Annotated in this window: 21 protein-coding genes; 11 read left to right on the top strand and 10 right to left on the bottom strand. The window is 74.4% G+C overall.

Annotation, left to right across the window (positions count from 1 at the left end; genetic code table 11):
* Positions 1 to 26: 26 nt before the first annotated feature.
* A complete protein-coding gene (locus OIM89_RS23385; protein WP_151169737.1) occupies positions 27 to 1,403 on the top strand; it encodes a cysteine desulfurase/sulfurtransferase TusA family protein in 1,377 nt (458 codons plus the stop codon).
* A gap of 46 nt (positions 1,404 to 1,449) precedes the next feature.
* Here OIM89_RS23385 and OIM89_RS23380 read toward each other — a convergent pair whose 3' ends face one another.
* On the bottom strand, positions 1,450 to 2,424 hold the full coding sequence (locus tag OIM89_RS23380) for a carbohydrate kinase family protein (protein ID WP_030697074.1): 975 nt from the start codon (positions 2,422 to 2,424) through the stop codon (positions 1,450 to 1,452).
* 175 nt (positions 2,425 to 2,599) lie between these two features.
* Here OIM89_RS23380 and OIM89_RS23375 point away from each other — a divergent pair, with 175 nt between their 5' ends.
* The 3 genes from OIM89_RS23375 to OIM89_RS23365 all read left to right on the top strand — a co-directional run bounded on the left by OIM89_RS23375 (position 2,600) and on the right by OIM89_RS23365 (position 5,572).
* Positions 2,600 to 2,809, top strand: coding sequence for a hypothetical protein (locus OIM89_RS23375; protein ID WP_030697075.1), 210 nt, complete (start codon positions 2,600 to 2,602; stop codon positions 2,807 to 2,809).
* Between the two features lie 154 nt (positions 2,810 to 2,963).
* Positions 2,964 to 4,409 (top strand): hypothetical protein, encoded by a 1,446-nt coding sequence (locus OIM89_RS23370; protein WP_226965130.1) that lies wholly within the window; start codon positions 2,964 to 2,966, stop codon positions 4,407 to 4,409.
* A 134-nt stretch (positions 4,410 to 4,543) separates the two neighbouring features.
* Positions 4,544 to 5,572 carry a sodium:calcium antiporter gene (locus OIM89_RS23365; protein ID WP_030697077.1) on the top strand — a complete coding sequence of 343 codons (1,029 nt, stop codon included), beginning with the start codon at positions 4,544 to 4,546 and terminating at the stop codon, positions 5,570 to 5,572.
* Between the two features lie 590 nt (positions 5,573 to 6,162).
* Here OIM89_RS23365 and OIM89_RS23360 read toward each other — a convergent pair.
* Positions 6,163 to 6,519 (bottom strand): iron-sulfur cluster assembly accessory protein, encoded by a 357-nt coding sequence (locus OIM89_RS23360; protein ID WP_003947659.1) that lies wholly within the window; start codon positions 6,517 to 6,519, stop codon positions 6,163 to 6,165.
* Positions 6,520 to 6,833: 314 nt separating this feature from the next.
* Between OIM89_RS23360 and nadA the strand changes: the two genes are divergently transcribed.
* Complete coding sequence (gene nadA, locus OIM89_RS23355) at positions 6,834 to 8,036, top strand: quinolinate synthase NadA (RefSeq protein ID WP_008406954.1); 1,203 nt, start codon at positions 6,834 to 6,836, stop codon at positions 8,034 to 8,036.
* A gap of 121 nt (positions 8,037 to 8,157) precedes the next feature.
* Here the strand turns inward: nadA and OIM89_RS23350 are convergent, their stop codons facing one another.
* The 5 genes from OIM89_RS23350 to OIM89_RS23330 all read right to left on the bottom strand — a co-directional run bounded on the left by OIM89_RS23350 (position 8,158) and on the right by OIM89_RS23330 (position 14,872).
* The gene (locus tag OIM89_RS23350; RefSeq protein WP_151169735.1) at positions 8,158 to 11,340 is read right to left on the bottom strand and encodes an efflux RND transporter permease subunit; all 3,183 of its coding nucleotides are present in this window, start codon (positions 11,338 to 11,340) and stop codon (positions 8,158 to 8,160) included.
* Positions 11,341 to 11,604: 264 nt separating this feature from the next.
* A complete protein-coding gene (locus OIM89_RS23345) occupies positions 11,605 to 12,288 on the bottom strand; it encodes a response regulator (protein ID WP_030697080.1) in 684 nt (227 codons plus the stop codon).
* The gene (locus OIM89_RS23340) at positions 12,285 to 13,613 is read right to left on the bottom strand and encodes a sensor histidine kinase (protein ID WP_051727152.1); all 1,329 of its coding nucleotides are present in this window, start codon (positions 13,611 to 13,613) and stop codon (positions 12,285 to 12,287) included. The genes OIM89_RS23345 and OIM89_RS23340 overlap by 4 nt, the downstream gene beginning before the upstream one ends.
* A gap of 186 nt (positions 13,614 to 13,799) precedes the next feature.
* The gene (gene pspAA / locus OIM89_RS23335) at positions 13,800 to 14,078 is read right to left on the bottom strand and encodes a PspA-associated protein PspAA (RefSeq protein ID WP_030697082.1); all 279 of its coding nucleotides are present in this window, start codon (positions 14,076 to 14,078) and stop codon (positions 13,800 to 13,802) included.
* A 17-nt stretch (positions 14,079 to 14,095) separates the two neighbouring features.
* Positions 14,096 to 14,872, bottom strand: a complete 777-nt coding sequence (locus tag OIM89_RS23330) for a PspA/IM30 family protein (protein ID WP_030697083.1) — start codon at positions 14,870 to 14,872, stop codon at positions 14,096 to 14,098.
* A 285-nt stretch (positions 14,873 to 15,157) separates the two neighbouring features.
* Here OIM89_RS23330 and OIM89_RS23325 point away from each other — a divergent pair, with 285 nt between their 5' ends.
* Both OIM89_RS23325 and OIM89_RS23320 read left to right on the top strand, forming a co-directional pair.
* Entirely contained in the window at positions 15,158 to 15,778 is a 621-nt protein-coding gene (locus OIM89_RS23325; protein WP_264491600.1) for a DUF3043 domain-containing protein, read from the top strand.
* A gap of 194 nt (positions 15,779 to 15,972) precedes the next feature.
* Positions 15,973 to 16,674 carry a class I SAM-dependent methyltransferase gene (locus OIM89_RS23320; RefSeq protein ID WP_217467608.1) on the top strand — a complete coding sequence of 234 codons (702 nt, stop codon included), beginning with the start codon at positions 15,973 to 15,975 and terminating at the stop codon, positions 16,672 to 16,674.
* A 78-nt stretch (positions 16,675 to 16,752) separates the two neighbouring features.
* On the opposite strand, the gene OIM89_RS23315 is transcribed toward OIM89_RS23320, so the two are convergent.
* Positions 16,753 to 16,968: a hypothetical protein gene (locus tag OIM89_RS23315; protein WP_003947667.1), complete on the bottom strand. Its 216-nt coding sequence runs from the start codon at positions 16,966 to 16,968 to the stop codon at positions 16,753 to 16,755.
* Between the two features lie 153 nt (positions 16,969 to 17,121).
* Here OIM89_RS23315 and OIM89_RS23310 point away from each other — a divergent pair, with 153 nt between their 5' ends.
* Positions 17,122 to 18,375 carry a bifunctional adenosylcobinamide kinase/adenosylcobinamide-phosphate guanylyltransferase gene (locus OIM89_RS23310; RefSeq protein ID WP_030697086.1) on the top strand — a complete coding sequence of 418 codons (1,254 nt, stop codon included), beginning with the start codon at positions 17,122 to 17,124 and terminating at the stop codon, positions 18,373 to 18,375.
* Here the strand turns inward: OIM89_RS23310 and OIM89_RS23305 are convergent.
* Positions 18,365 to 19,228 carry a methyltransferase domain-containing protein gene (locus OIM89_RS23305; RefSeq protein ID WP_229360127.1) on the bottom strand — a complete coding sequence of 288 codons (864 nt, stop codon included), beginning with the start codon at positions 19,226 to 19,228 and terminating at the stop codon, positions 18,365 to 18,367. The two genes, OIM89_RS23310 and OIM89_RS23305, sit on opposite strands and share 11 nt — an antisense overlap.
* A 408-nt stretch (positions 19,229 to 19,636) precedes the next feature.
* Between OIM89_RS23305 and cobT the strand changes: the two genes are divergently transcribed.
* Positions 19,637 to 20,770 carry a nicotinate-nucleotide--dimethylbenzimidazole phosphoribosyltransferase gene (cobT, locus tag OIM89_RS23300; RefSeq protein WP_151169733.1) on the top strand — a complete coding sequence of 378 codons (1,134 nt, stop codon included), beginning with the start codon at positions 19,637 to 19,639 and terminating at the stop codon, positions 20,768 to 20,770.
* A 249-nt stretch (positions 20,771 to 21,019) separates the two neighbouring features.
* Here cobT and OIM89_RS23295 read toward each other — a convergent pair whose 3' ends face one another.
* Positions 21,020 to 21,790 (bottom strand): hypothetical protein, encoded by a 771-nt coding sequence (locus OIM89_RS23295; RefSeq protein WP_030697089.1) that lies wholly within the window; start codon positions 21,788 to 21,790, stop codon positions 21,020 to 21,022.
* A gap of 86 nt (positions 21,791 to 21,876) precedes the next feature.
* Here OIM89_RS23295 and OIM89_RS23290 point away from each other — a divergent pair, with 86 nt between their 5' ends.
* Together OIM89_RS23290 and OIM89_RS23285 are read left to right on the top strand one after the other, a co-directional pair.
* On the top strand, positions 21,877 to 22,695 hold the full coding sequence (locus OIM89_RS23290) for an adenosylcobinamide-GDP ribazoletransferase (protein WP_264491599.1): 819 nt from the start codon (positions 21,877 to 21,879) through the stop codon (positions 22,693 to 22,695).
* Between the two features lie 193 nt (positions 22,696 to 22,888).
* Complete coding sequence (locus OIM89_RS23285; RefSeq protein WP_030697091.1) at positions 22,889 to 24,430, top strand: leucyl aminopeptidase; 1,542 nt, start codon at positions 22,889 to 22,891, stop codon at positions 24,428 to 24,430.
* Positions 24,431 to 24,723: the final 293 nt, after the last annotated feature.

The following is a 24,723-nucleotide window of genomic DNA, read 5'->3' as shown; positions in this document are numbered from 1 at the left end:
CCATCCCGCGGGGTTAGCGTGACGCCGTGCCCTACTTCGACGCGGCGTCGGCCGCCCCCCTGCATCCGACGGCCCGCCAGGCCCTCCTGGCCTCCCTCGACGAGGGCTGGGCCGACCCGGCCCGCCTCTACCGGGAGGGCCGCCGCGCCCGCCTCCTCCTGGACGCCGCCCGCGAGAGCGCGGCCGAGTCGGTGGGCTGCCGCCCGGACGAGCTGGTTTTCACTCCTTCGGGGACACAGGCCGTCCACTCCGGCATGGCCGGCGCCCTGGCGGGCCGCCGCCGCGTCGGCCGCCACCTCGTCGTCTCCGAGGTCGAACACTCCTCGGTCCTGCACACGGCCGAGTCCTTCGAGGCCGAGGGCGGCGAGGTCGACCGGGTCGGCGTGGAGAGCACCGGCCGCGTCCCGGCCCAGGCCTTCGCCGCCGCCCTGCGCGCCGACACCGCGCTGGCCTGCCTCCAGTCGGCCAACCACGAGGTGGGCACCGCCCAGCCGGTGGAGGAGGTGGCCGAAGCCTGCCGGGCGGCCACGGTCCCGCTGCTGGTGGACGCCGCCCAGTCGCTCCCCTGGGGCCCGGTCCCCGGCCCGTGGTCCCTGCTGACCGGCAGCGCCCACAAGTGGGGCGGCCCGCCCGGGGTGGGACTGCTGGCGGTGCGCAAGGGGACGCGGTTCGCGCCGCGGGGTCCGGCGGACGAGCGGGAGTCGGGCCGCGCCCCCGGCTTCGGCAACCTCCCGGCGGTGGTCGCGGCGGCGGCCTCGCTCCGGGCGGTACGCGCCGAGGCGGAGGCCGAAGGGGTGCGGCTGCGGGAGCTGGTGGACCGGATCAGGCTGCGGCTGCCGGAGCTGGTGGACGACATGGAGGTGGTCGGCGACCCGGTGCACCGGCTGCCGCACCTGGTCACCTTCTCCTGCCTCTACGTCGACGGCGAGGCCCTCCTGCACGAGCTGGACCGGGCCGGCTTCGCCGTCTCCTCGGGCTCGTCCTGCACCTCCTCGACACTGACGCCCAGCCATGTGCTGCGGGCGATGGGCGTACTGAGCGAGGGGAACGTCCGGGTGTCGCTGCCGCACGGGACGCCCGCCACCGACGTGGACCACTTCCTCACGGTGCTGCCGGAGGCGGTCCGCGCGGTCCGGGCCCGGCTGGGGGCGCCCGGCGCCGAACCGCCGGCCGTCGAGGAGGCCCTGGTGGTGGACGCGCTCGGACGCCGCTGCCCGATCCCGGTGATCGAGCTGGCCAAGGTGATCGACCGGGTCCCGGTGGGCGGCACCGTCACCGTGCTGAGCGACGACGAGGCGGCCCGGCTCGACATCCCCGCCTGGTGCAGGATGCGCGAGCAGGAGTACGTCGGCGAGGAGCCGGCCGTCCGGGGCACCGCCTACCAGGTGCGGCGGCGGGTCTGAGCCGGGGCCGGGCGGCGGGTGCGAGCCGCCGCCCGGCCGGTGCGGCTCAGACCAGGTGGGCCTGGACCTCGGCGGCGGCGTCGTGGCCGTACGCCTTGGTGAAGCGGTCCATGAAGGGGACCCGGCCGAGGGTGTACTCCTGGGTGCCGACGGTCTCGATGACCAGGGTGGCGAGCATGCAGCCGACCTGGGCGGCGCGCTCCAGGGAGACGCCCCAGGACAGGCCGGAGAGGAAGCCGGCGCGGAAGGCGTCGCCGACGCCGGTCGGGTCGGCCTTGGTCTCCTCCTCGGGCACGCCGACCTCGACCGGGTCGGTACCGGCGCGCTCGATGCGTACGCCGCGCGAGCCGAGGGTGGTGACGCGGTGGCCGACACGGCCCAGGATCTCCTCGTCGCTCCAGCCGGTCTTCGACTCGATGAGGCCCTTCTCGTACTCGTTGGAGAAGAGGTAGGTGGCGCCGTCGAGGAGGGTGCGGATCTCCGCGCCGTCCATCCGCGCGATCTGCTGGGAGAAGTCGGCGGCGAACGGGATGTTCCGGCTGCGGCACTCCTCGGTGTGGCGGAGCATCGCCTCGGGGTCGTCGGCGCCGATGAGGACGAGGTCGAGGCCGCCGACCCGCTCGGCGACGGCCTGGAGCTCGATGAGGCGGGCCTCGCTCATGGCACCGGTGTAGAAGGAGCCGATCTGGTTGTGGTCGGCGTCGGTGGTGCAGACGAAGCGCGCGGTGTGCAGCACCTCGGAGATGCGGACCGAGCCGGTGTCGACGCCGTGCCGGTCGAGCCAGGCCCGGTACTCGTCGAAGTCGGCCCCCGCCGCGCCGACCAGGACGGGCGCGGTGCCGAGCTGGCCCATGCCGAAGCAGATGTTGGCCGCGACCCCGCCACGCCGGACGTCGAGCTGGTCGACGAGGAAGGAGAGCGAGACCGTGTGGAGCTGGTCGGCGACGAGCTGGTCGGCGAAGCGGCCGGGGAAGGTCATCAGGTGGTCGGTGGCGATGGAGCCGGTGACAGCGATACGCACGGCGGGTCTGCTCCCTGCGAGGGGTGGGGGGCGGCGGGCGCCCGGGCGGGTGACGCGGAGTTCGGTCGGTTCACGCTATCCGCTGGCCCCTGCCGGGCCCAAGGCGACGCGAATCGACGAAACTACCCGATAGTAGGGCTTTCCTCTCCGGAGAGGACATGCCTACGGTGCAGATATGTCGAACCAGAGCGTCAAGGACGCCGGCCCCCTCGAGCTGGACCACGGTTTCGAAGTACTGCGTGGCGACTGCGCCCGCATGTCCAAGGACTGGCCCGCCCCGCACGGCGCGCCCCGCACCACGGTCCCCCTCTCCGCGATCCACGGCGTCCGCGTGACCCCGGCCTCGGTGCGCCTGATCGACGGCATGTCGGAGTACGGCGACTAGACCGGCACGCGCTCCCGCCTCCCTCTTCCGGCCCCACGGGAACCGACTTCCGCTCCGCCCCGTCCCACCGGCGTCCCCAACAGGGGGACACCGGTGACGGCCGGCCCTTCCCCGGGGAAGGCCGTACGGACAGTCCAGGCGAAGGAGCGATGCGGTGAGCACCGAGCGATCCGACCAGGAGCAGGAACGGCCCAGGCGGCGTTCCCCGATGGCCGTTGCCTCGGTGGCGGCAGCCGTCCTGATCGTGGGCGGCGGAGGAGCCTACCTGGTGACCGCGGCCGCCTCCGGCGACGCGAAGGACGGCGGGCAGCCGGCCGGCGCGGACGCGGGCGGCACCCCTCCCCCGCTGGAGCTGGACGGCCACACCCGGGGCGTGGCCCCCGGTGAACCGGACCCGGGAGGCGGCCTCTACCAGGCGAAGGGGAAGCTGCCCGAGGGCCCGGGCGAGGCGGCCGTCCAGCGGTTCGAGGGACCGCGCGAGGCAGACGTGGCGAAGCTGGCGAAGGCGCTCGGCGTCTCCGGCGAGCCGCGCACCGAGGGCGGCAGCTGGCTGGTGGGCACGGCCAAGGACGGCCAGGGCCCGCTGCTGCGGGTCAACAAGCAGGCGCCCGGCACCTGGAGCTTCCAGGGCCACACCGTGCCGCACGGTGACGACTGCCCCCAGGGCAAGATGTGCGCCAACTCCTCCGACGGCGGCAAGGAAGACGACCCGGTCGGCGAGAAGGCGGCGAAGAGCGCGGCCGTCCCCGTACTGAAGGCACTCGGTCAGGACGACGCCAAGCTCGACGCCGGCCAGGTCTCGGGCGGGGTCCGGGTGGTCAACGCCCAGCCGGTGGTGGACGGCCTGCCGACGTACGGCTGGAGCACCGGCGTACGCGTGGCCCCGGACGGCTCCCTGGTCGGCGGCAGCGGGCAGCTCTCCGAGCCGGTGAAGGGCGACACCTATCCGGTGCTGACCGCGAAGCAGGCGCTCGCCCAGCTCAACGGCGCCTCGAAGGGCGACGGCAAGGTCGGCATCGGCGGCTGCGCCAGCGCGGCCCCGCTCGACGGCGACGGGTCGGCCGACGGTTCCGCTCCCCCGAAGGACCCGTGCACGCCGGGCGGTGACGCGCCGGAGCGCGAGCCGGTGGCGGTGCGCGGGGCGGTCTTCGGCCTCTCCGCCCAGTTCGTCTCCGGCCGCCAGGCGCTGGTCCCGTCCTGGCTCTTCGAGGTACGCCCCGAGGGCCACGACCGCTCGCACACGGTGACCCGCCCGGCCGTCGTCCCCGAGTACCTGGCCCCGGCCCCGACGCCGGAGCAGCCGGGCACCGACCCCGGCGCCACCCCCGACCAGGACCGCAAGCTGTCCCAGGCCGAGTCCTACCGCGCCGACGGCAAGGAACTGACCGTCCGCTTCTGGGGCGGGGTCTGCGAGAAGTACACGGCCGAGGCCGAGGAGAAGTCCGGCAGCGTCACGGTCCGGATCACCGGCGAGCCGCAGGATCCCGGCAAGGTCTGCGTGAAGATGGCCAAGCAGCTCACGGCGAAGGTGACCCTGGACGAGCCCCTCGGCGACCGCAAGGTCATCGGCGAGGACGGCTCGGCGGTCCCGCGCGACTGAGACGTGCCAGACACCTCCTAGCCGTATTGACCCGCACCGGTGAACCCTCGTCCCTTCGGTGTGGCGCCCGCCCGGCACCGGGCACCCAGTGAGGAAACGGGCGTCGACCACCGGACGGGGCGAGGGTGCCGGACATGCTGGCCGGAGAGTGGCCACTGGGCTGGAGCGTCGTGGTGGTGTGCCTGGCCGGGGCCCTGACGGTGGCGTGCAGTGTGCGGCTGGCGGGGCTCGGGGACGTACTGGCCGACCGTACGGGCTGGGGCGAGGCGCTCTTCGGGGCGGTCCTCTTCGGCCTGGTGACCTCGCTCTCCGGCATCGTGATGACGGCGGTGAGCGCCGCCGACGGCCAGCCGGAGCTGGCGTACAGCAACGCGGTCGGCGGGATCGCGGCGCAGACGCTGGCGGTGGTCGCGGCCGACGCCTTCTACCGGCGGGTCAATCTGGAACACGCCGCCGCCTCGCTCCAGAACCTCCTCTTCGGCTGCCTGCTGACCGGGCTGCTGGGGCTGGCGCTGATGGCCTCGTTCAGCCCGGACGTGACGGTGGCCGGGGTGCACCCGGCCTCGTTCGTGCTGATCCTCTTCTACCTGGGCGGCCTGCACCTGATCCACAAGAACACCGAGCCGATGTGGCGAGCGGTACGCACCCGGGAGACCGTCTGGGACGTACCGCAGAGCGACGGCGCGTTCGCCCTCCGGTCCACCCCCCGCCTCTGGGCCGAGTTCGTGGTCATCGCCGGGATCGTGGTCGTCGCCGGATGGGCCGTCACCCAGGCCGCCGAGGGCATCCTGTCGGCGACCACCCTGCGCGCGGGCTTCGTCGGCGCGGTGATCCTGGGCGTCATCAACGGCCTCCCGGAAGCGGTCACCTCGATCGCCGCCGTCCGCCGCGGCGCCATCACCCTCGCCTTCGCCGCCATCATCGGCGGCAACTCCCTCGACGTCCTCAACCTGGCCGTAGGCGACTTCGCCTACCGCGCCGGCTCCCTCTACCACGCCGCCGGCAACGACGAACTCTTCCTCACCAGCGCCGCCCTGGTCATGACCACTGTCGTCCTCGGCGGCCTCCTCATCCGCCAGGAACGCGGCTGGTTCCGCCTGGGGTTCGACGGAGCGCTGCTGGTGGTGATCTACGCGGCTACGATCACGATCTTGGCGTTCTGAGGGGGCGGGGTCGGGCAGGGCAGAGCTGATTCTGGGTGGCCGTTGGTAGGCCCGCTGGCGCGGGGAGCACGGTCACGGTGCCCTCGGCGGTGCTGGTGAGCTGGGGACCACCCCCGCATACGCGGGGACCACTCTCCATGACCTGCGGCTTTACCTACCGACCCAGCCCATTCCTGCAAGCTTGCCAGATCGCGACGTTTGGCTCGAAAGCCACATAACACCCCCCTCGCCCACCTGACGCTCCACCCTCCCTCCCCCAGAGCCCTCAGCGCAACCAGCCTTCGCACTCACAGCCCGGAAGGAGCCACCCCGGTTCACCCCGAAGCCCCGTACGCCGCACACCGCACACACCGAAGACCAGGCCGCACCACCCTCACCCGGCAGCCGACCCGCTACCACCACATGCCCAGCAGAGAACCGCAAGGCAACACCCAGCCCCTCATCCACGACACGCAGGCCCAGCCGACCACGAAGCCCCCATACAAGCCCGGCCGGCGCTTGAGGCCACCGAGCCCGGCCGGCAAGTGAGGCCAGCCCAACAAAAAAGCGGTGCCCCACCGGAGTGGGGCACCGCCTCTTGGCGAAGCGACTCAGCTGAAGGAGTCACCGCAGGCGCAGGAGCCCGTGGCGTTGGGGTTGTCGATGGTGAACCCCTGCTTCTCGATGGTGTCGACGAAGTCGATGGAGGCGCCGCCGAGGTACGGGGCGCTCATCCGGTCGGTGACGACCTTGACTCCGCCGAAGTCCTTGACGACGTCCCCGTCGAGCGAACGCTCGTCGAAGAACAGCTGGTAGCGAAGGCCGGAGCACCCACCGGGCTGGACCGCCACGCGCAGCGCCAGATCCTCACGACCTTCCTGGTCGAGCAGGGCCTTGACCTTGGCCGCGGCGGCGTCGGACAGGAGAATGCCGTCACTCACGGTGGTCTTCTCGTCCTGAACGGACATCTACATCGCTCCCGGGTTGTACGGACTGCTTGCCGACTATGGGCAACTGCCGGTGAGGCCGGAACATTCCGCATCCGGCCTGTTTGTTTTCCGGCGCGTGCCGTGCGGGCCACTGGGCCCGGCCACGGCGGGGGTCCGGCCGGTCTCTTCATGCTCGCACACGGGGCGCCGGTACGGCACGGGGCAGGGGGCCGGGCAGCGGGGGATGCGTCACAGTGACGCGAGCGGCATCGTCAAAGTGACATTATGCGGTTATGATAGATAACGTCAATTAGACGAAAAGGCTCGTCTGCAGAACAGAAAGGGTGCGTGACGTGACCACCGCCCAGCCCCGCACCGACCTCGACGTGCAGCCGACGCCCCTCGCTCTGCTGCTGCTCGGCCGTGAGGCCGACCCCGCGAGCGAGCGCGGCGTCGACTGCCCCGGGGACCTGCCCTCCCCGTCCGACCCCGACCTGGTGGCGCGCGCCCGCGCGGCCAAGGAGAAGCTCGGGGACAAGGTCTTCGTCCTCGGTCACCACTACCAGCGCGACGAGGTCATCCAGTTCGCCGACGTCACGGGTGACTCCTTCAAGCTCGCCCGGGACGCCGCCGCGCGGCCCGAGGCGGAGTACATCGTCTTCTGCGGCGTGCACTTCATGGCCGAGTCGGCGGACATCCTCACCTCCGACGAGCAGAAGGTGGTCCTCCCCGACCTGGCGGCGGGCTGCTCGATGGCCGACATGGCCACGGCCGAGCAGGTCGCCGAGTGCTGGGACGTGCTGAGCGAGGCGGGCGTCGCGGACCAGGTGGTCCCGGTCGCGTACATGAACTCCTCGGCGGACATCAAGGCGTTCACCGGCAAGCACGGCGGCACCATCTGCACGTCGTCCAACGCCAAGCGGGCGCTGGAGTGGGCCTTCGAGCAGGGCCAGGACCCGGCCACCACCAAGATCCTCTTCCTGCCCGACCAGCACCTCGGGCGCAACACCGCCGTCCGCGACCTCGGCATGTCCCTGGAGGACTGCGTCGTCTACAACCCGCACAAGCCCAACGGCGGCCTCACCGCCGAGCAGCTGCGGGACGCGCGGATGATCCTGTGGCGCGGCCACTGCTCGGTGCACGGCCGGTTCTCGCTGGAGTCGGTCGAGGACGTACGCGCCCGGGTCCCCGGGGTCAACGTCCTGGTGCACCCGGAGTGCAAGCACGAGGTGGTGGCCGCCGCCGACCTGGTCGGGTCGACGGAGTACATCATCAAGACGCTGGAGGCGGCGCCGCGCGGCTCGAAGTGGGCGATCGGTACCGAACTGAACCTGGTCCGGCGGCTGGCGAACCGTTTCGCCGAGGAGGACAAGGAGATCGTCTTCCTCGACCGCACGGTCTGCTTCTGCTCGACCATGAACCGGATCGACCTGCCGCACCTGGTGTGGACCCTGGAGTCGCTGGCCGAGGGCACCCTGGTCAACCGCATCGAGGTCGACAAGGAGACCGAGGACTTCGCCAAGCTGGCGCTGGAGCGGATGCTGGCGCTGCCGTAGGGACGCCTGAGTCCCGGAGTGCCGGAGCCCCCCTCGCCCATGAGGCGAGGGGGGCTCCGGCTTGCGTCTCGAGGGCGCCCCGGTGCGGGGACGCCCTCGGTCCGGTCGGTGCGGGCAGAGGTCAGGACCTGGCGGGTTCCGGGGTCTGTTCCTCGGCCGGGGCCTCGCCCTGCTCGGGCACGTTCGCCTGGCCGCCGCGCTTGGCGGCCTTCTTCGCCGCGCGGCGCTCCTTGCGGAGTTCGACCATGGCGTAGAGCGTCGGGACCAGGACCAGGGTGAGGACCGTGGAGGTGATGAGGCCGCCGATGACCACGACGGCGAGGGGCTGGGCGATGAAGCCGCCTTCGCCGGTGACGCCGAGGGCCATCGGGATCAGGGCGAAGATCGTCGCCAGGGCGGTCATGAGGATGGGGCGGAAGCGGTGCCGGCCGCCCTCGATGACGGCCTCGATGATGCCGTAGCCCTTGTCGCGGTACTGGTTGATCAGGTCGATCAGCACGATCGCGTTGGTGACCACGATGCCGATCAGCATCAGCATGCCGATCATCGCCGGGACGCCCATCGGGGTGCCGGTGGCGATGAGCAGACCGACCGCGCCGGTCGCCGCGAACGGGATGGAGACCAGCAGGATCAGCGGCTGCACCAGGGAGCGGAAGGTCGCGACCAGGAGCATGAAGACGATCGCGATGGCCGCGAGCATCGCCAGGCCCAGCTGGCCGAAGGCCTCGTCCTGGTCGGCGGAGACGCCGCCGATGGTGGCGGTGGCGCCCTCCGGGAGCTCCAGCGCGTTGATCTTCGTCTGGAGTTCCGCGGTGACCGCGCCGGTGTTGTCGGCGGTCGGGCGGGCGGTGACGGTGGCGGCCCGGGAGCCGTCGATCCGGGTCATCGAGACCGGGCCGTCGACCAGCGCCACGTCGGCGATCTGGCCGAGCTTCACCGGGCCGAGCGGCAGGGCGCGCAGTGCGGCGAGGGTCTCGGCGGGCTTCGCCGACTTCACCACGATGTCGCGCTCGGCGTCGTCCAGGACGACCTGCCCGGCGGTGGTGCCGCGGACCGACTGGGCGACGACCTGGCCGAGGCTGGCGTCGGTGAACCCGGCCGCGGCGGCCTTCTCGTTGGCGCGCACGGAGATCCGCGGGACGCTCTGGGAGAGGTCGCTCTGCACGTCGGTCACGTCGTCCAGCTTGGCGACCTCCTCGCGGACCTGCTCGGAGGCCTTGGCGAGGACGTCGGCCTCGGAGGCCTTGACGACGACGCTCAGGTCCTGGCTGGCGAAGCCGTCGCCGGCCGCCACACGGGTGTCGCCGATGCCGTCGAGGCCGGCGAGGCCCTTGTCGAGGGCCTTCTGCACGGTCTCCGAGGAGGCGGAGTCGGCGAGCTTGATCTGGTACGACGCCTGGTTGGTGTCGGTGCCGCCGCCGAAGGCCGCCATGAAGCCGGAGGAGCCGATGGTGACCTGGTAGTCCTCGACGCCCTCGGTCTCCTTCAGCAGCGCCTCGACCTTCTTGGCGGCCTCGTCGGTCGCCGCGAGGCTGGTGCCGGGGGCCAGCTCCTGCTTGACGGAGAGGACCTCCTGCTCGCCCTGGTCGAAGAAGTTGGTCTTCAGCAGCGGGGCCATGCCGAAGGTGCCGAGCAGCACCGCGACGGCGATGGCGAGGCTGGTGAGCCGGCGCCGGGTGGCGAACTTCAGGATCGGTACGTAGAGGCGCTGGAGGCGGCTCTTGGCCTCCTTCTCCTCGGCGGCGGCGCGGGCCGCCTCGGCGTCCTCGGGGGTGCCCTTGGGGGCGCGCAGGAACCAGAAGGAGAGGACCGGGACCACGGTCAGCGAGACCAGCAGCGAGGCGAGCAGCGCGGCGGTGACGGTGAGCGAGAACGAACCGAACAGCTCGCCGACCATGCCTCCGACGAGGCCGATCGGCAGGAAGACGGCGACCGTGGTGAGGGTCGCGGAGGTGACCGCTCCGGCGACCTCCTTGACGGCGGTGAGGATCGCCTCCTTGCGCTCCTCGCCGTAGCCGAGGTGCCGCTTGATGTTCTCCAGGACCACGATCGAGTCGTCGACGACGCGGCCGATGGCGATGGTGAGCGCGCCCAGCGTCAGCATGTTGAGCGACAGGTCGCGGGTCCACAGCACGATCAGCGCGAGCACCACGGAGAGCGGGATGGAGACCGCGGTGACCAGGGTGGAGCGGACCGAGGCGAGGAAGATCAGGATGATCACGACGGCGAAGACCAGGCCGAGGGCGCCTTCGGTGGTCAGCCCCTCGATGGACTTGGCGACCGCCGGGCCCTGGTCGCTGACGACGGTCAGCTCGGAGGAGCCGCCGAGGTCGGCGCGGAGCTCGGGGAGCTTCTCGGCGACCGCGTCGGAGATGGCGACGGCGCTGCCGTCCCGGTCCATGGTGACGACGACGGCGAGGCTGGGCTCGCCGTTGGTGCGGGTCAGCGAGGTGGCCGTGGCCTGCTGCTGCTCGACCTTGGCGACCGAGCCGAGGCGGACCGGCGCGGGGGCCTTGCCGGTGTCGCCGGGGCCCGCCTGGGCACCCGGGCCGCCGCCCGCGGCGGGGGCGATCCGCAGGTCCTCGATCTGCTTCACCGAGGTGAAGCCGCCGCCGACCTGGACGGTGCGGTTCTCGCCCTTCTCGTCGAAGGAGCCGGCCGGTACGGTCGCGCCGGCGGCCTGGAGGGCCTGGACGAGGTCGGCGCTGCTCAGGCCGGCCTTGGCGAGGTCGGCGTCGTCGGGGGTGACGGCGATCTGGAGGTCGCGGACGCCGTCCACGGAGACCTGGCCGACGCCGTCGATCGATTCGAGGGAGGGGATGACGGTCCGCTCCAGCTGTCCGGCGAGGGCCTGCTGGTCCTTCTCGGAGGTGACGGCGAGCACCACGGTCGGGATGTCGTCGGTGGAACCGGCGATGACCTGCGGGTCGACGTCGTCCGGCAGCATCGCGCGGGAGCGGTTGACGGCCTGCTGGATGTCGGCGACGAGTTGCTGGGAGTCGGCGGAGCCGAAGTCGAACTGGGCCATGAGGACGGCGTTGCCCTCGCTGGCGGTGGCGGTGATGCCGGTGATGCCCTCGACGGCGTCGATGGACTTCTCCAGCGGTTCCACGACCTGCTTCTCGACCACGTCGGGCGAGGCGCCGGGGTAGGGCGCGAGGACGGACACCATGGGCAGTTCGATGGAGGGGAGCAGCTGCTGTTTGAGCTGCGGGATGGCTATCGCGCCGAAGAGCAGCGCGATGATCGACATCAGACCTATCAGGGCCCGTTGCGCGAGGCTGAACCGGGACAGCCAGGACATGGTGGTGTCGCTCCTCAAGTGGCGTGCTGGGCAACGGCGTCGGCCGCACAGGGCCGTCCGTGAGCGGCCTCGCGGACCCGCCGGTGAGGGCCGCGACCGCGCCCCCCGCTCCACGATGGGCGACGGTGGCGGATGGTGGGGCCGCTTCCGGGCGGATTTCTCGGCCGCCCCGTACTGCGGGCGCAGTAGGAGTGGTACACCTCGGGGTTTATCCCACGCCCTGGTGCGTCCCGGAGGCGGGGTGGGGGACGGCGGGCGGCCGGTTCAGGCGGTGCGGGGGCGTACGAGGCCCGTCTCGTAGGCGGTGACGACGAGTTGGGCGCGGTCCCGGGCGCCGAGTTTGGCCATGGCCCGGTTGACGTGGGTCTTGACGGTGAGTGGGCTGACCTGGAGGCGGCCGGCTATCTCGTCGTTGGAGAGGCCGCCCGCGACGTGGACGAGGACCTCGCGTTCGCGGCCGGTGAGGGCGGCGAGCCGCTCCTCGCTCGCGCCGGGACGCTCGTCGGCGGCGTGGCCGGACTGGGCGAGGAACGAGGCGATGAGGCCCTTGGTGGCGGCCGGGGAGAGCAGGGCCTCGCCCGCGTGGGCGACGCGGATGGCGCCGAGCAGCTCGGCGGGCTCGGAGCCCTTGCCGAGGAAGCCGGAGGCCCCGGCGCGCAGGGCGCGGACCACGTACTCGTCGACCTCGAAGGTGGTCAGCATGACCACCCGGACGCTGTCGAGGGCCGGGTCGGCGCTGATCAGCCGGGTGGCGGCGAGGCCGTCGGTGCCGGGCATCCGGATGTCCATGAGGACGACGTCCGGGCGGGCGGTGCGGGCCAGTTCGAGGGCCTGGGCGCCGTCGGCGGCCTCGCCGACGACCTCCATGTCGGGTTCGGAGTCGACGAGCACCCGGAAGGCGCTGCGCAGCAGGGCCTGGTCGTCGGCGAGCAGCACCCTGATGGTCATCGGCCGTCCTTCGGTGCGTGGTTCCGCGCCGGAGGTACGGACGCGGGCGGGCGGTTCGCGGGGGCGGCGCCCTGGGCGGGCAGGATCGCATGGACCCGGAAGCCCCCGCCGAAGCGGGGCCCGGCCGTGCAGGTGCCGCCGAGCGCGGTGACGCGTTCGCGCATGCCGAGCAGGCCGTGGCCGCCGCCGGGGGGCGGTTCGGCGGGGGCGGCGCCCAGGGTGGGCGCGGCGGTGGGGCCGCCGTCCAGGACGGTGATCTCGACCTGCCCGTCCACGGGGACGATGCTGACCTCGGCGCGGGCGCCGGGCCCGGCGTGCTTGTGGACGTTGGTCAGCGCCTCCTGCACCACCCGGTACGCGGCGAGGTCGACGGCGGCCGGCAGCGGGTCGCCCCGGTCGGGGCAGGCGATCTCGACCGGCAGGCCGGCGTTGCGGAACCGTTCGGCCAGGTCGTCGAGGCGGGCGAGGCCGGGCGCCGGTTCGGTGGGGGCCTCGGGGTCGCCGCTCTGGCGGAGCAGGCCGACGGTGGCCCGGAGTTCGTCGAGCGCGGAGCGGCTGGCCTCGCGGACGTGGGCCAGGGCCTCCTTGGCCTGGTCGGGCCTGCGGTCCATGACGTGGGCGGCGACGCCTGCCTGGACGTTGACCAGGGCGATGTGGTGGGCGACGACGTCGTGCAGGTCGCGGGCGATCCGCAGCCGCTCCTCGGCGACCCGCCGGCGGGCCTCCTCCTCGCGGGTGCGTTCGGCCCGGTCGGCCCGCTCGTGGATGGCGCTGATGTACGCCCGCCTGCTGCGCACGGCGTCCCCCGCGGCGGCGGCGAGGCCCAGCCAGGCGAAGACACCGAAGTTCTCCTGGGCGTACCAGGGCAGGTTGCCGCAGAGCATGGCCCCGGCGGTGAGGCCGGCCGAGGTGAGCAGGCCGATCCGCCAGGTGGTGGGGCGGTCGGTGCGGGCGGCGACGGTGTAGAGGGCGACGGCGGCGCTCATCACGACGGGGGTGCGCGGGTCGCTGGAGACCAGGACCGCGAGCGAGGCGGCGGAGGTCGCGGCGAGCACCGTGCGGGGGGCCCGGCGGCGCAGGACGAGGGCGGCGGCGCCGAGGGCCATCAGGGTGAAACCGGTGGCGCCGGGCGGTGCGGCCTGCCAGGTGGGGCCGTCCGGGTGGTGCGGGTCGGTCAGCGAGGACGCCAGCATGCAGAGGAGGACGCCCGCGGCGAGGACCGCGTCGACCAGCCGGGGGTGGGCGCGGGCCTTCCGGCGCAGGCGGGCGTAGGCGCGGCGCGGGGGTGCGGCGGGGGTGGTGAGGGTGGTGGGGGTCGGGCTCACGGGCCCCTCCGGGGTGCGCTGGCGGTACCGCTCGGCCCGGCCGGGCCGTCTCGCAGCCCTGGTGCGGCGGTGTGCGCACGCCGTGCCGGGGGTGGTGTCATTCTGCCTGAACGCAGGGCGCCCCCCGGCCGTCGGGCCGGGGGGCGTCGCGCGCTGCGGGTCCGCGGTGCGGGTCCGTGGTGGTGTTCAGCCGGGGATGAGGCCGTCGTCGCTGAGGAGTGCGCGGACCTCTTCGAGGCTGGCCTCGGGGGCCGGGAGGATCAACTCGGACGGCTCCAGGGAGTCGTCGGGGAGCGGGGTGCCCAGCTCGCGGACCTTGTCCAGGAGTGCGGTGAGGGTGGCGCGGAAGCCCGGTCCGTCGCCGCTCTCCATCTCGGTGAGCAGTTCGTCGTCCAACGCGTTCAGCTCGGCGAAGTGGCTGTCGGCCAGCTTCACCTGTCCCTCGCCCATGATCCGTACGATCACGACGCCCTCCTCGGCGCTCAGTTCTTCTCGAAGCGGGGGGTGTCCTCCGGCTGCTGCCGGTCCTTCTCGCCCTCGGCACCGCCCTCGATGGCCTGCTGGCCGCCCGACGGACCGCCGGCCAGCTCGGCCTTCATCCGCTGGAGTTCCAGCTCCACATCACTACCACCGGAGAGGCGGTCCAGCTCCAGCTGGATGTCGTCCTTCTGGAGGCCGGACTGGTCGTCGAGGGCGCCGGAGGCGAGCAGCTCGTCGATGGCGCCGGAGCGGGCCTGGAGCTGGGCGGTCTTGTCCTCGGCGCGCTGGATGGCCACGCCGACGTCGCTCATCTCCTCGGAGATGCCGGAGAAGGACTCCGCGATCCGGGTCTGCGCCTGGGCCGCGGTGTAGGTGGCCTTGATCGTCTCCTTCTTGGTGCGGAAGGCGTCGACCTTGGCCTGGAGCCGCTGGGCCGCCAGGGTGAGCTTCTCCTCCTCGCCCTGGAGCGTCTGGTGCTGCGTCTCCAGGTCGGAGATCTGCCCCTGGAGCGCGGCGCGGCGGGAGAGGGCCTCGCGGGCGAGGTCCTCCCGGCCCAGCGCCAGCGCCTTGCGGCCCTGGCCCTCCAGGTCGGAGGACTTCTTCTGGAGCTGGTTGAGCTGAAGCTCCAGGCGCTTGCGCGAGGTCGCCACGTCGGCGACGCCCCGGCGGACCTTCTGGAGCAGCTCCAGCTGCTTCTGGTACGAGTAGTCGAGGGTCTCGCGCGGGTCCTCGGCCCGGTCAAGGGCCTTGTTCGCCTTCGCGCGGAAGATCATCCCCATACGCTTCATGACACCGCTCATGGGCTTCGCGCGCCCCCTTCTGACGGACTCCAGCTCAGAACACCAACAGAACCCACCCTACGGGCCCTGCCTCCATTACCGCACTGTCCGAGCGCCGATGCGCTCCTCCGCAAGGACGAGTGCGGGCCGCGCCGCTCCGGCGCGAGGAGTAGCGGCGGGCTCCCGCACCCGGGCAAAGCACCGGTAAACCACCGGCACGTCCCCGTACGCCCCGGAATCGGGACGTGGTGTGTTGCGGGATCGTTCCCCGCGGCCCTGGGGTCCATGCGCCCGCACACCGTACGCTTGGGTTTTGTGTTCCGTAGCCGTGCGAATAGCGAGAAGGCGCCCGCCGCGCAGGCGGCCCCTTCCACAGAGCCCCGTGACCCGCAGGCCCCCAAGGGCCGCCCGACCCCCAAGCGTGCGCAGGCCCAGTCCCAGCGGCGCAGCGTGACCAACACGCAGATGTCCCGCAAGGAGGCGTCGCGCAAGCAGCGTGACGCCCGGCGGGCCGAGATGGCACGCCAGCGCGAGGCGCTGAACAACGGCGACGATCGGTACCTGCCCGCTCGCGACAAGGGGCCGGTGCGCAAGTTCGCCCGGAACTACGTCGACTCGCGGTTCGCGGTCGCCGAGTTCTTCCTGCCGTTCGCGGTGGTCATCCTGATCCTCAGCATGATCCGGGTGCCGCAGCTCCAGAACATCGCGCTGCTGCTGTGGATGGCGCTGATCGTGCTGATCGTGATCGACTCCGTCGTCACCGGCATGAAGCTGAAGCGCGCCCTGCGCGAGCGGTTCGAGGGCCAGCCGATGAAGGGCGCCGTGATGTACGCCCTGATGCGCACCCTCCAGATGCGCCGTCTGCGCCTGCCGAAGCCGATGGTCAAGCGCGGGGAGCAGCCCTGAGCACCCACACCGCGGAGCCGCCCGCCGGCGGTCCCGGTGTGCCGCCGCCGGCCCCCGCCTCCGCCGCGCACGAGGACCCGCGCCGCGTCCTGGCGCGGCTGGCGGCCGTTCCGGCGCAGGCGGGTCCCGAGCGGCTGGGCGACGTGCTCGTGCCGCCCGCCGGGGAGGGCCTGCGGGAGCGGGTCCGGTGTGAGCTGGTCGCGCGCCAGCTCGACGAGCAGCTGGCGGCGCGGTTCGCCGTGGGCCGCCGGCTGCGGGTGCTCGACGTCGGCATGGGCGAGGGCCGCCAGGCGCTGCGCCTCGCCCGCCTGGGCCACCAGGTGACCGGGGTGGAGTCGGACCCGGCGCTGGTCGCGGCGGCCGAGGAGGCGCTGGCGAGGGAGCCCGAGGGCATCCGGGAACGGTTCCGCCCGGTGGTGGGCGACGGGCACGAGACCGGGGTGCACTTCCTGCCGGGCAGTTTCGACGTGGTGCTCTGCCACGGCGTGCTGATGCGGGTCGAGTCGCCGGACGCGCTCCTCGCGGGCCTCGGCCGGATGCTCGCCCCCGGCGGCCTGCTCTCGCTGCTGGTGCGCAACGCGGACGCGCTCGCCCTGTGCGCCGGCCTCGCCGGTGACTGGCGCGGGGCGCTGGACGCCTTCGGCGCGGAGTCCACCGCCGAGGGCCCGGTCCGCGCGGACCGGCTCGCCCCGCTGACCGCGGCGCTGGCCGGGATCGGCGCGCCGCTGGAGCGGTGGTACGGGGTGCGGGTGCTGTCCGGCCGGGCCTCGGACGGGCCCGTTCCGGTGAACGAGGCCGAGTTCCAGGCGCTGCTGGCCGCCGAGGAGCGGGCGGGGCGCACGGACCCGTACCGCTCGGTGGCGGCCCTGCTGCACCTCTGCGGGGTGCGCGGCTGACGCCGTCCCGCCCGCGTACGCCCGCGGCCCGCCGCCCCTTTCCGGGGAGGCGGGCCGCGGGCGTACGCCCCGGGGCGGTCAGGCCGTCTGGGCCTCGCTGAGGCTCATCGGGCCGTAGATCTCGGTGGTGTCCTCGAAGAGGCGGACCTGTTCGACGCCGCCTTCGAGGAGTTCCTTCCAGTACTCGCCGAGCCAGGACTCGGCGTCACCCTGCGTGCTGAACTCGTCGGGCTCCACGGAGGGGCTGACCTCCGTCCCGTCGGCCTTCTCGAACCGCCATGTCCACGGCACCATGTTCTGCCTCCCGAGCGTCCGGTTGTCCGGGCAGCGTAGACGAGCGGGAGCGGGCGCGGGGGGTGTACGCACGGCGTACGCCCCGCCGAGACGTCGTCCACGTCACACGGGCGGGACATGCGGCCCGGCGGCGGACACGGCAGGATCGGGGCCGTGGAACTGACTCTGCTCGGCACCGGGGCACCCGAGGGCCTGCCCCGCCCGGACTGCCCGTGCGCCGCGTGCGCGACCGCTCTCGGCGACGAGGCCCGCGCGGCGACCGCGCTGCTGGTCGACGGGTCGCTGCTGCTGGACCTCACCCCGGGCATCGCCTTCGCCGCCGCCCGCGCCGGGCAGAACCTCGGCCAGGTCCGGCAGGTGCTCCTCTCCCACCCGCACGACGGGCCCGCGATGGAGATCCCGGCCGGGCTGCCGCAGCCCGCCCGGGTGCCGGACGGGCGGGAGCTGACGCTGATCAGCGGGCAGCGGGTGCGGGCGGTGGCCACGGACGCGCCCGGCACCGGCTACGAGGTGACGGGCCACGACGGCGAGCGGCTCCTGTACCTGCCGCCGGGGGCGGCCGCCGCGGGGACCAGCGGCCCGGAGGCGACGGCCGCGCCGTACGACACCGTGCTGATGGACGTCCTGGGCCGGCCGGACGCGTTGGCGCGGCTGCGGGAGGCCGGGGCGGTCACCCCCGACACCGACGTGCTCGCCGTCCACCTCGGCCACGACGTCCCGGCGGGCCGCGAGACGGTACGCCGGCTGACGGCGGCCGGGGCCCGCGCGGTCCCCGACGGCACCCGGATCACCGTCGGCCCGCCCCCCGCTCCCGGCGTACGCGGACTCGCCGCCGGCACCGGCCCCGCCCCGGCCCGGCCCCCGCTCCCCCGCCGCACCCTGGTCCTCGGCGGCGCCCGCTCCGGCAAGTCCCTGGAGGCCGAACGGCGGCTGGCCGCCTGGCCGGAGGTGCTGTACGTGGCGACCGGCGGCACCCGCGACGGGGACCGGGAGTGGGCCGCCCGCGTCTCCCTCCACCGGGAGCGGCGGCCCGCCTCGTGGCGTACGGCCGAGACCTGCGACCTGGTGCCGCTGCTCGCCGAGGAGGGTCCGCCGCTGCTGCTGGACTGCCTCTCGCTCTGGCTGACGGACGCCATGGACCGGGCCGACGCCTGGGACGACGCGGCCTGGGCGGGCGGTGGGGAGCGTGAACTGCGCGAGCGGTGCGCCGAGTTGGCCGACGCCGTCCGTACCACCCGGCGGACCGTGGTCGCCGTCTCCAACGAGGTCGGCTCCGGCATCGTCCCGGCGACCGCGGCCGGGCGCCGCTACCGCGACGAACTGGGCCGCCTCAACGCCGCCGTGGCCGCCGAGTGCGAGCACGTCCTGCTGGTCGTCGCGGGCCAGCCCCTCCCGCTCAAGGGCTGAGCGGCGGCCGCCGGGCCACGATCCGCCAGGCGTTGGCGAGGCCGGTACGGCGCAGCAGGGGCGCGAGCAGACGGTCGGCACCCCGTGCGGCCCGCGCCCCGGGCAGCCCGGCCGCCGCCCGCAGCGCGTCGAGGGTGCGCGGCACGTGCCCGGCGACCCGGTCGACCGCGAGGACGTCGAACTTCAGCCCCGCGAGCAGCTCCCGCACCGCCTCGACGGTGGGCTGGGGGCGGGCCGCGCAGTGCGGCAGGCACCAGGGGCCGAGCAGCCTCGCCGTACGGCAGCCGGGGTCGGGCGCCTCCACCAGCAGCAGCCCGCCGGGACGCAACACCCGCCGGGCCGCCGCGAGTTCGGCCGCCCGGTCGGGGCAGTCGCCCAGCTGGTGCAGCAGCCCCACCACGTCGTACCGCCCGGCCAGCTCCCCCGCGAGCAGCGGCAGCGTCCCCCGGTACGCCTCGTCGAGCGCCCCGTCCGCGCGGGCCCGCTCCACCTCCTCGCCGAGCCCGGTCCCGTCGAACGCCGTGTAGGGCAGGAGGGGACGGGCGGCCGCCGCGAACCGGCCGTCGCCCGCGCCCACGTCGAGCCAGCTCTCGGGCTCCCCGTACGCCGTCATGGACCGGACCAGCTGCCGCACCCGCCCCGCCTCGCGCACCGCCGCCCAGCCGCGCCGGGCGCACTCCGGGTGCGGGGGTCTGCGCTGCTCGGCCTCCCAGGCCAGGCCGTCGGTGGAGACGGGCTCCCCGGAGGGCGGCTCGTCGGCCGGGACCACCTGGTGGGCGGGGAGCAGGAGCGCCAACGGGTCACCGAGGGCGCCGGAGTCGGTGGGGGCGCCGGCGGGAGGAGGCGCCGTCACCTGAGTTCCGGTGGCCGGAGTCTGACCGCGCGTGCCCCTCGGAGCCGCCGGGGGCACCGCTCCTTCGGGCCCCCACGGCGCCTCCCCTGCCGGGCCCAGCAGACCCACCAGGTCGCCCCAGTCGTCGTCGGGGCGGCGAGCCGGCGCGGGCTCGCGGGGTGCGGAGGCGGGGGGCTGGGGAAGCGACATGGGCGGGTGCCTTCCGTGGGCGGGGCGGTGGGGCGCGTCCCCGTGCCGGAGACCCGGGGCGCGAACACCCGCATTCCGGCGCGAAAGGGGCACCGCCGCCCAGCCTTCCGCGCCCGGCGGCCCGGTGCAACGACCGGCCGTGCGAGGGTCGCGGGGAGTCGTCCGGGCGGGGGCTCCCGGGCGAGGGCACCGGGGCACGCTGCCGGTACTGTTCGGCGAATGAGCGCGCTGAATCTCGACGACTTCTCCGACCTGATCAAGCGTCCCGACAGCACGGTCCGCCGCGCCGCCGAGGAGCGCCGGGAGCGGCTGGCGGTGCCGCCCGGAGCCCTGGGGCGCCTGGACGAACTGGGCGAGTGGCTGGCGGCGGCCCGCGCCGAGGTGCCGGTGGCGCCGGTCGAGCGGCCCCGCGTGGTGCTGTTCGCCGCCGACCACGGGGTGGCCGGGCTGGAGGTCTCCGCGCGCCCTGCGGGTACCGCCGAGGCGCTGGTCCGGGCGGTGCTGGCGGGCGAGGCCCCGGTGGCGGTCCTCGCCGACCGGCTGGGGGTGCCGGTCCGGGTGGTGGACGTGGCGGTGGACTGCGATCCCGGCACCCTCCCCGCCGAGGTGGTGCGCCACCGGGTCCGCCGGGGCTCGGGCGTGATCGACCGCGAGGACGCGCTGACCGCCGGGGAGGCCGAACGCGCCTTCCGCGCGGGGATGGCCGTCGCCGACGAGGAGGCCGACGCCGGCACCGACCTGGTGGTCCTCGGTGACCTGAGCGTCGGCGGCACGACCGTCGCCGCGACCCTGATCGCGGCGCTCTGCGGCACGGACGCCTCCGTGGTCACCGGCCGGGGCGGGCTGCCCATCGACGACCTGGCCTGGATGCGCAAGTGCGCCGCGATCCGGGACGCGCTGCGCCGGGCCCGCCCGGTCCTCGGTGACCAGCTCGAACTGCTGGCCGCGGTGGGCGGCGCCGACCTCGCCGCGCTCACCGGCTTCCTGCTCCAGAGCGCGGTCCGCCGTACGCCGGTGATCCTGGACGGCGTCGTCACCTCGGCGGCCGCCCTGGTCGCCCAGCGGGTCGCCTTCCGCGCCCCCGACTGGTGGGTCTGCGGCCAGGTCTCCGGCGAGCCCGGCCAGGCCAAGGCCCTGGACCGCCTCGCCATGGAGCCCCTTCTCGACCAGGGCGTACGCGTCGGCGAGGGCCTGGGCGCCCTCCTGGCCCTCCCCCTCGTCCAGGCCGCGGCAGCCCTGTCCGGCACCCTGCCCGAGCAGCAGCCGGCGCCCGAGGGCGAGGCCGGCCCGGCGCCGGAGGCCGCCGACGAGCCGGCCGGGGAGAGCGGGCTGCTGAAGAAGGCGGAGGGCTGAGCGGGGCCTCCGAGGGGCACTGACCCCGGGTCAGCGCCCCGCCCCGCCCCGTACAGCCCCGCCAGGTCCCCCGAGCGCGCCGGCGCGGACCAGCGGGTCTATCCGGAGTCGGTGGTGGAGCGGGGGGAGGCGGGCCGGCGGCTCGACGTGCTGATCGGGCCCGCAGCCCACCCGGAGGGGGCCGCCTGCCCGGCCTCGCCGGACCGGGGCGCGCCCCGGCGGCCGGCCTCCGTCTGAGGAGCCCGCAGGTCACTTCCGCGCGCGTCTCCCCGCCCCCGAGGCCGTCGGGTCCGGGGCCCCGCCGATGAGGTTCTCCAGGCGGTGGCGCGGCCCCGCCCAGCGGCGGTCGCGGCGGTAGTACCGCAGGGTGGCGCGGGCCCGGGTGCGGTGGCGGTCGCGGTAGAGGCGGCGGGCCCAGAAGGAGTCGGGGCGGGCCAGGCGGACGGCGCCGACGAGGGCCAGCAGCGGGACGAGGACGCCGAGTACCGCCATCCGGGGCTTGCCCTTGAGCAGGGCGAGGACGACGAAGCAGAAGTTGACCAGGGTCCCGACGAGGACGCCGGTGCGGCCGTCGTGCTCCTCGGGCCCGACGTCGGCGACGCCCAGCGGCGAGAACCCGGCCAGCACCAGCACGCCGAGGGCCGCGGCCATCACCACCACCTCGACGCTCTGCCGCCCCTGCTCGGTCCAGTACACGTCCGAGAGGTGCAGGATGAGCGCGAACTCGTCCAGGACGAGACCGGCGCCGACGCCGAAGACGACGGCGGCGATCCCCGCGCCGACGCCGTGCCGGCCGCTGCCGACCGCGCAGAAGCCGCCGGCCACCATGAGCAGGACCCCGGGCACCGCGTGGTGGATGTGCAGCCCGCCGGGGGTGAGGTTGTGGAAGGGGCCTTTGCCCGCGCGGATCAGCCGGGTGATGCCGCGCACCACGACGAAGGCCAGGATGAAGGCGGCCAGCGCCAGCAGCAGCGGCAGCTTGCCCGGGTCGATGATGTTCCGGTCCCACCAGGCCCCCATGCCGCTCCCTTCCGGCCGGCGGCCCCGCGCGGGCGGCGGCCGAGCGCCTGTTCCTCGGTCTACCGCACCCCGCTACGCTTCGCGCGATGAGCGAGACGCCTTTGCCCCCGCCCCCCGGCCACCCGCCGCGCGCCTCCGTCGCCGACGGGCTGCGCTTCGCCTTCGGCACGCTCACCGCGCTGCCGGTCCGGGCCGGCCGCTGGGACCGGGCCGCCGCCCGGGCCGGGATGGCCGCGGCGCCGCTGGCCGGGCTGGTCCTGGCGCTGGCGGGGGCCGCGCTCGCCTGGCCGCTGCTGCGGCTGGGGGCGGGCCCGCTGCTGGTCGCCGTGGTGAGCGTGGCCGTACCCGCCGCGCTCACCCGGGGGCTGCACCTGGACGGCCTCGCCGACACCGCCGACGGGCTGGGCAGCGGCCGGCCGCCCGAGGGGGCGCTGGCGGTCATGAAGCGCTCGGACATCGGCCCGTTCGGCGTGGTCACGCTGGTGCTGGTGGTGCTGGCGCAGGTGGCGGCGGTGGCGCAGCTGTACGGGCACGGCTGGGCGGCCGGGGCGACCGGCACGGCCGTCGCCGCGGTGACCGGCCGCCTCGCCCTCACCCTCGCCTCCCGGCCCTCGGTGCCCCCGGCCCGCCCCGAGGGGCTGGGCGCGGCCGTCGCCGGTACGGTCCCGGCCGGCCTGGCCACCACCGTCGCCGGGGCGGTGCTGGTGGCGGCGGTCCTCGCCGGGCTGCAGGACGGGGTGCTGGGCGCGGTGCGGGCGGGGCTGGCGGTGGCGGTGGGGCTCGCGGCGGCCGAGGTGCTGCTGCGGCACACGGTGCGGCGGTTCGGGGGCGTGACGGGCGACGTGTTCGGCGCGTTGGAGGAGACGGCGCTGACCGCCGCGCTCCTGGTCCTGACCTTCGGCTGACCCGGGCCGGGACCGGCCGGGGCGGCCTCCGTCGAATCAGGTCGATATGCCGCCTGTCGCGAGCTTCGTCACGGAGCGTAGGCTCGGGCCCGGGCCGTGGCCGGTCCGCCTGGACGCCGGGCGGGGGCCCCTGGGCTCCGCCCGAACCGGCCTCATCGGCACTGGAACTCAACGGAAGCGAGATTTCACCACCGTGACTGCTCTCACTCTCAGCTCCTCCGACGCGGCGACCCTGCGCGCCGACGTCCTCGTCGTGGGTGTGGCCAAGGGCCCCGACGGTCCCGTCCCCGCCTCCGGTTCGGAGGCCGTCGCCGAGGCGTTCGACGGCGGGCTCGCCACCGTGCTGGAGACCCTGGGCGCGACCGGCGCCGAGGGCGAGACCACCAAGCTCCCCGTCTCGGGCCTGAAGGCCCCGCTGGTCCTCGCGGTGGGCCTCGGCCCGGTGCCCGCGAACGGCGAGGAGTACGACGCCGAGGCGCTGCGTCGTGCCGCCGGCACCGCCGCCCGCACCCTGAACGGGACCAAGAAGGCCGGGTTCGCCCTGCCGCTCGCCTCCGCCGAGGCGGTCGCCGCGGTGGCCGAGGGCGCGCTGCTCGGCGCGTACGCCTTCACCGCGTACAAGAGCGACGACGCCAAGGCCGGCAAGGGCAAGGGCGCGAAGAAGGGCGCCGGCAAGGGTCCGCTGGGCGAGGTGGCGCTGCTCGGCGCCAAGGCGCTCGGCAAGGCGGCCAAGACGGCCGTGGAGCGCGCGGTCGCCCTCGCCGAGGAGATGAACCGCGCCCGCGACCTGGTCAACACCCCGCCGAACGACCTGTACCCGGAGTCCTTCGCCGCCGTGGCCACCGCCGCAGGCAAGGAGCACGGCGTCAAGGTCACGGTCACCGACGACAAGGCGCTCCTCAAGGGCGGCTTCGGCGGCCTGACCGGCGTCGGCCAGGGCGCGGCCCACGGCCCTCGCCTGGTGAAGCTCGCCTACACCCACCCGAAGGCGGAGAAGAGCCTCGCCTTCGTCGGCAAGGGCATCACCTACGACTCGGGCGGCATCTCGCTCAAGCCGGCCGGCCACAACGAGACGATGAAGTGCGACATGGCCGGCGCGGCCGCCGTCTTCGCCGCCGTGATCACCGCGGCCCGGCTCGGCCTGAAGGTCAACGTCACCGGCTGGCTGGCGCTGGCCGAGAACATGCCCTCGGGCACCGCCACCCGCCCCGGCGACGTGCTGCGGATGTACGGCGGCAAGACCGTCGAGGTGCTCAACACCGACGCCGAGGGCCGCCTGGTGCTGGCCGACGCGATCGTCAAGGCCTCCGAGGAGAAGCCGGACGCGATCGTGGACGTGGCGACGCTGACCGGCGCCATGGTGGTGGCGCTCGGCAACCGCACCTTCGGCGTGATGGGCAACGACGACGCCTTCCGCACCGCCGTCCACGAGCTGGCCGAGGAGGCGGGCGAGCCGGCCTGGCCGATGCCGTTCCCGGAGGAACTGCGCAAGGGACTGGACTCCTCGGTGGCCGACATGGCCAACGTCGGCGGCCGGATGGGCGGCGGCATGGCGGCCGGCGTCTTCCTCAACGAGTTCGTCGGCGAGGGCATCACCTGGGCCCACCTCGACATCGCGGGCCCCGCCTTCAACGAGGCCGGCCCCTTCGGCTACACGCCCAAGGGCGCCACCGGCTCGGCCGTCCGCACCCTGGTGTCGCTGGCCGAGCGGACCGCCGCCGGCGAGCTGGGCTGACCCGCGCCGGGGCCGGGCGCGCCGCCCGGCCCCGGCGGCGCCGCCTCCCTCCCGGCCCGCCCGCCGGATTGCGGACGGTCCGGGAGGGAAGGGGCGTACGGGGCGGACGTGAGACGCGCGACAACCGGGCCCGAGGCCGGGCCCCGCGTCCCGCCGCCCCTCAACAAGTGCGAAGATGGGTTCTCGGCAGGACAGGGCCCCACCACAGGGCCGTCAGACAAGCGGCCGAACACGAGCCGGGCCGCCGGTTCACACCCCGGGCACGGGGACCGGCACACGGCGCATATGCATGG

The sequence above is a fragment of the Streptomyces sp. BI87 genome (assembly GCF_025957665.1).
GTDB classification, from domain to species: Bacteria; Actinomycetota; Actinomycetes; order Streptomycetales; family Streptomycetaceae; genus Streptomyces; species Streptomyces albidoflavus.
Note: the sequence above shows the minus strand (reverse complement) of the source record. Positions and strands in the feature narration are given on the sequence as shown.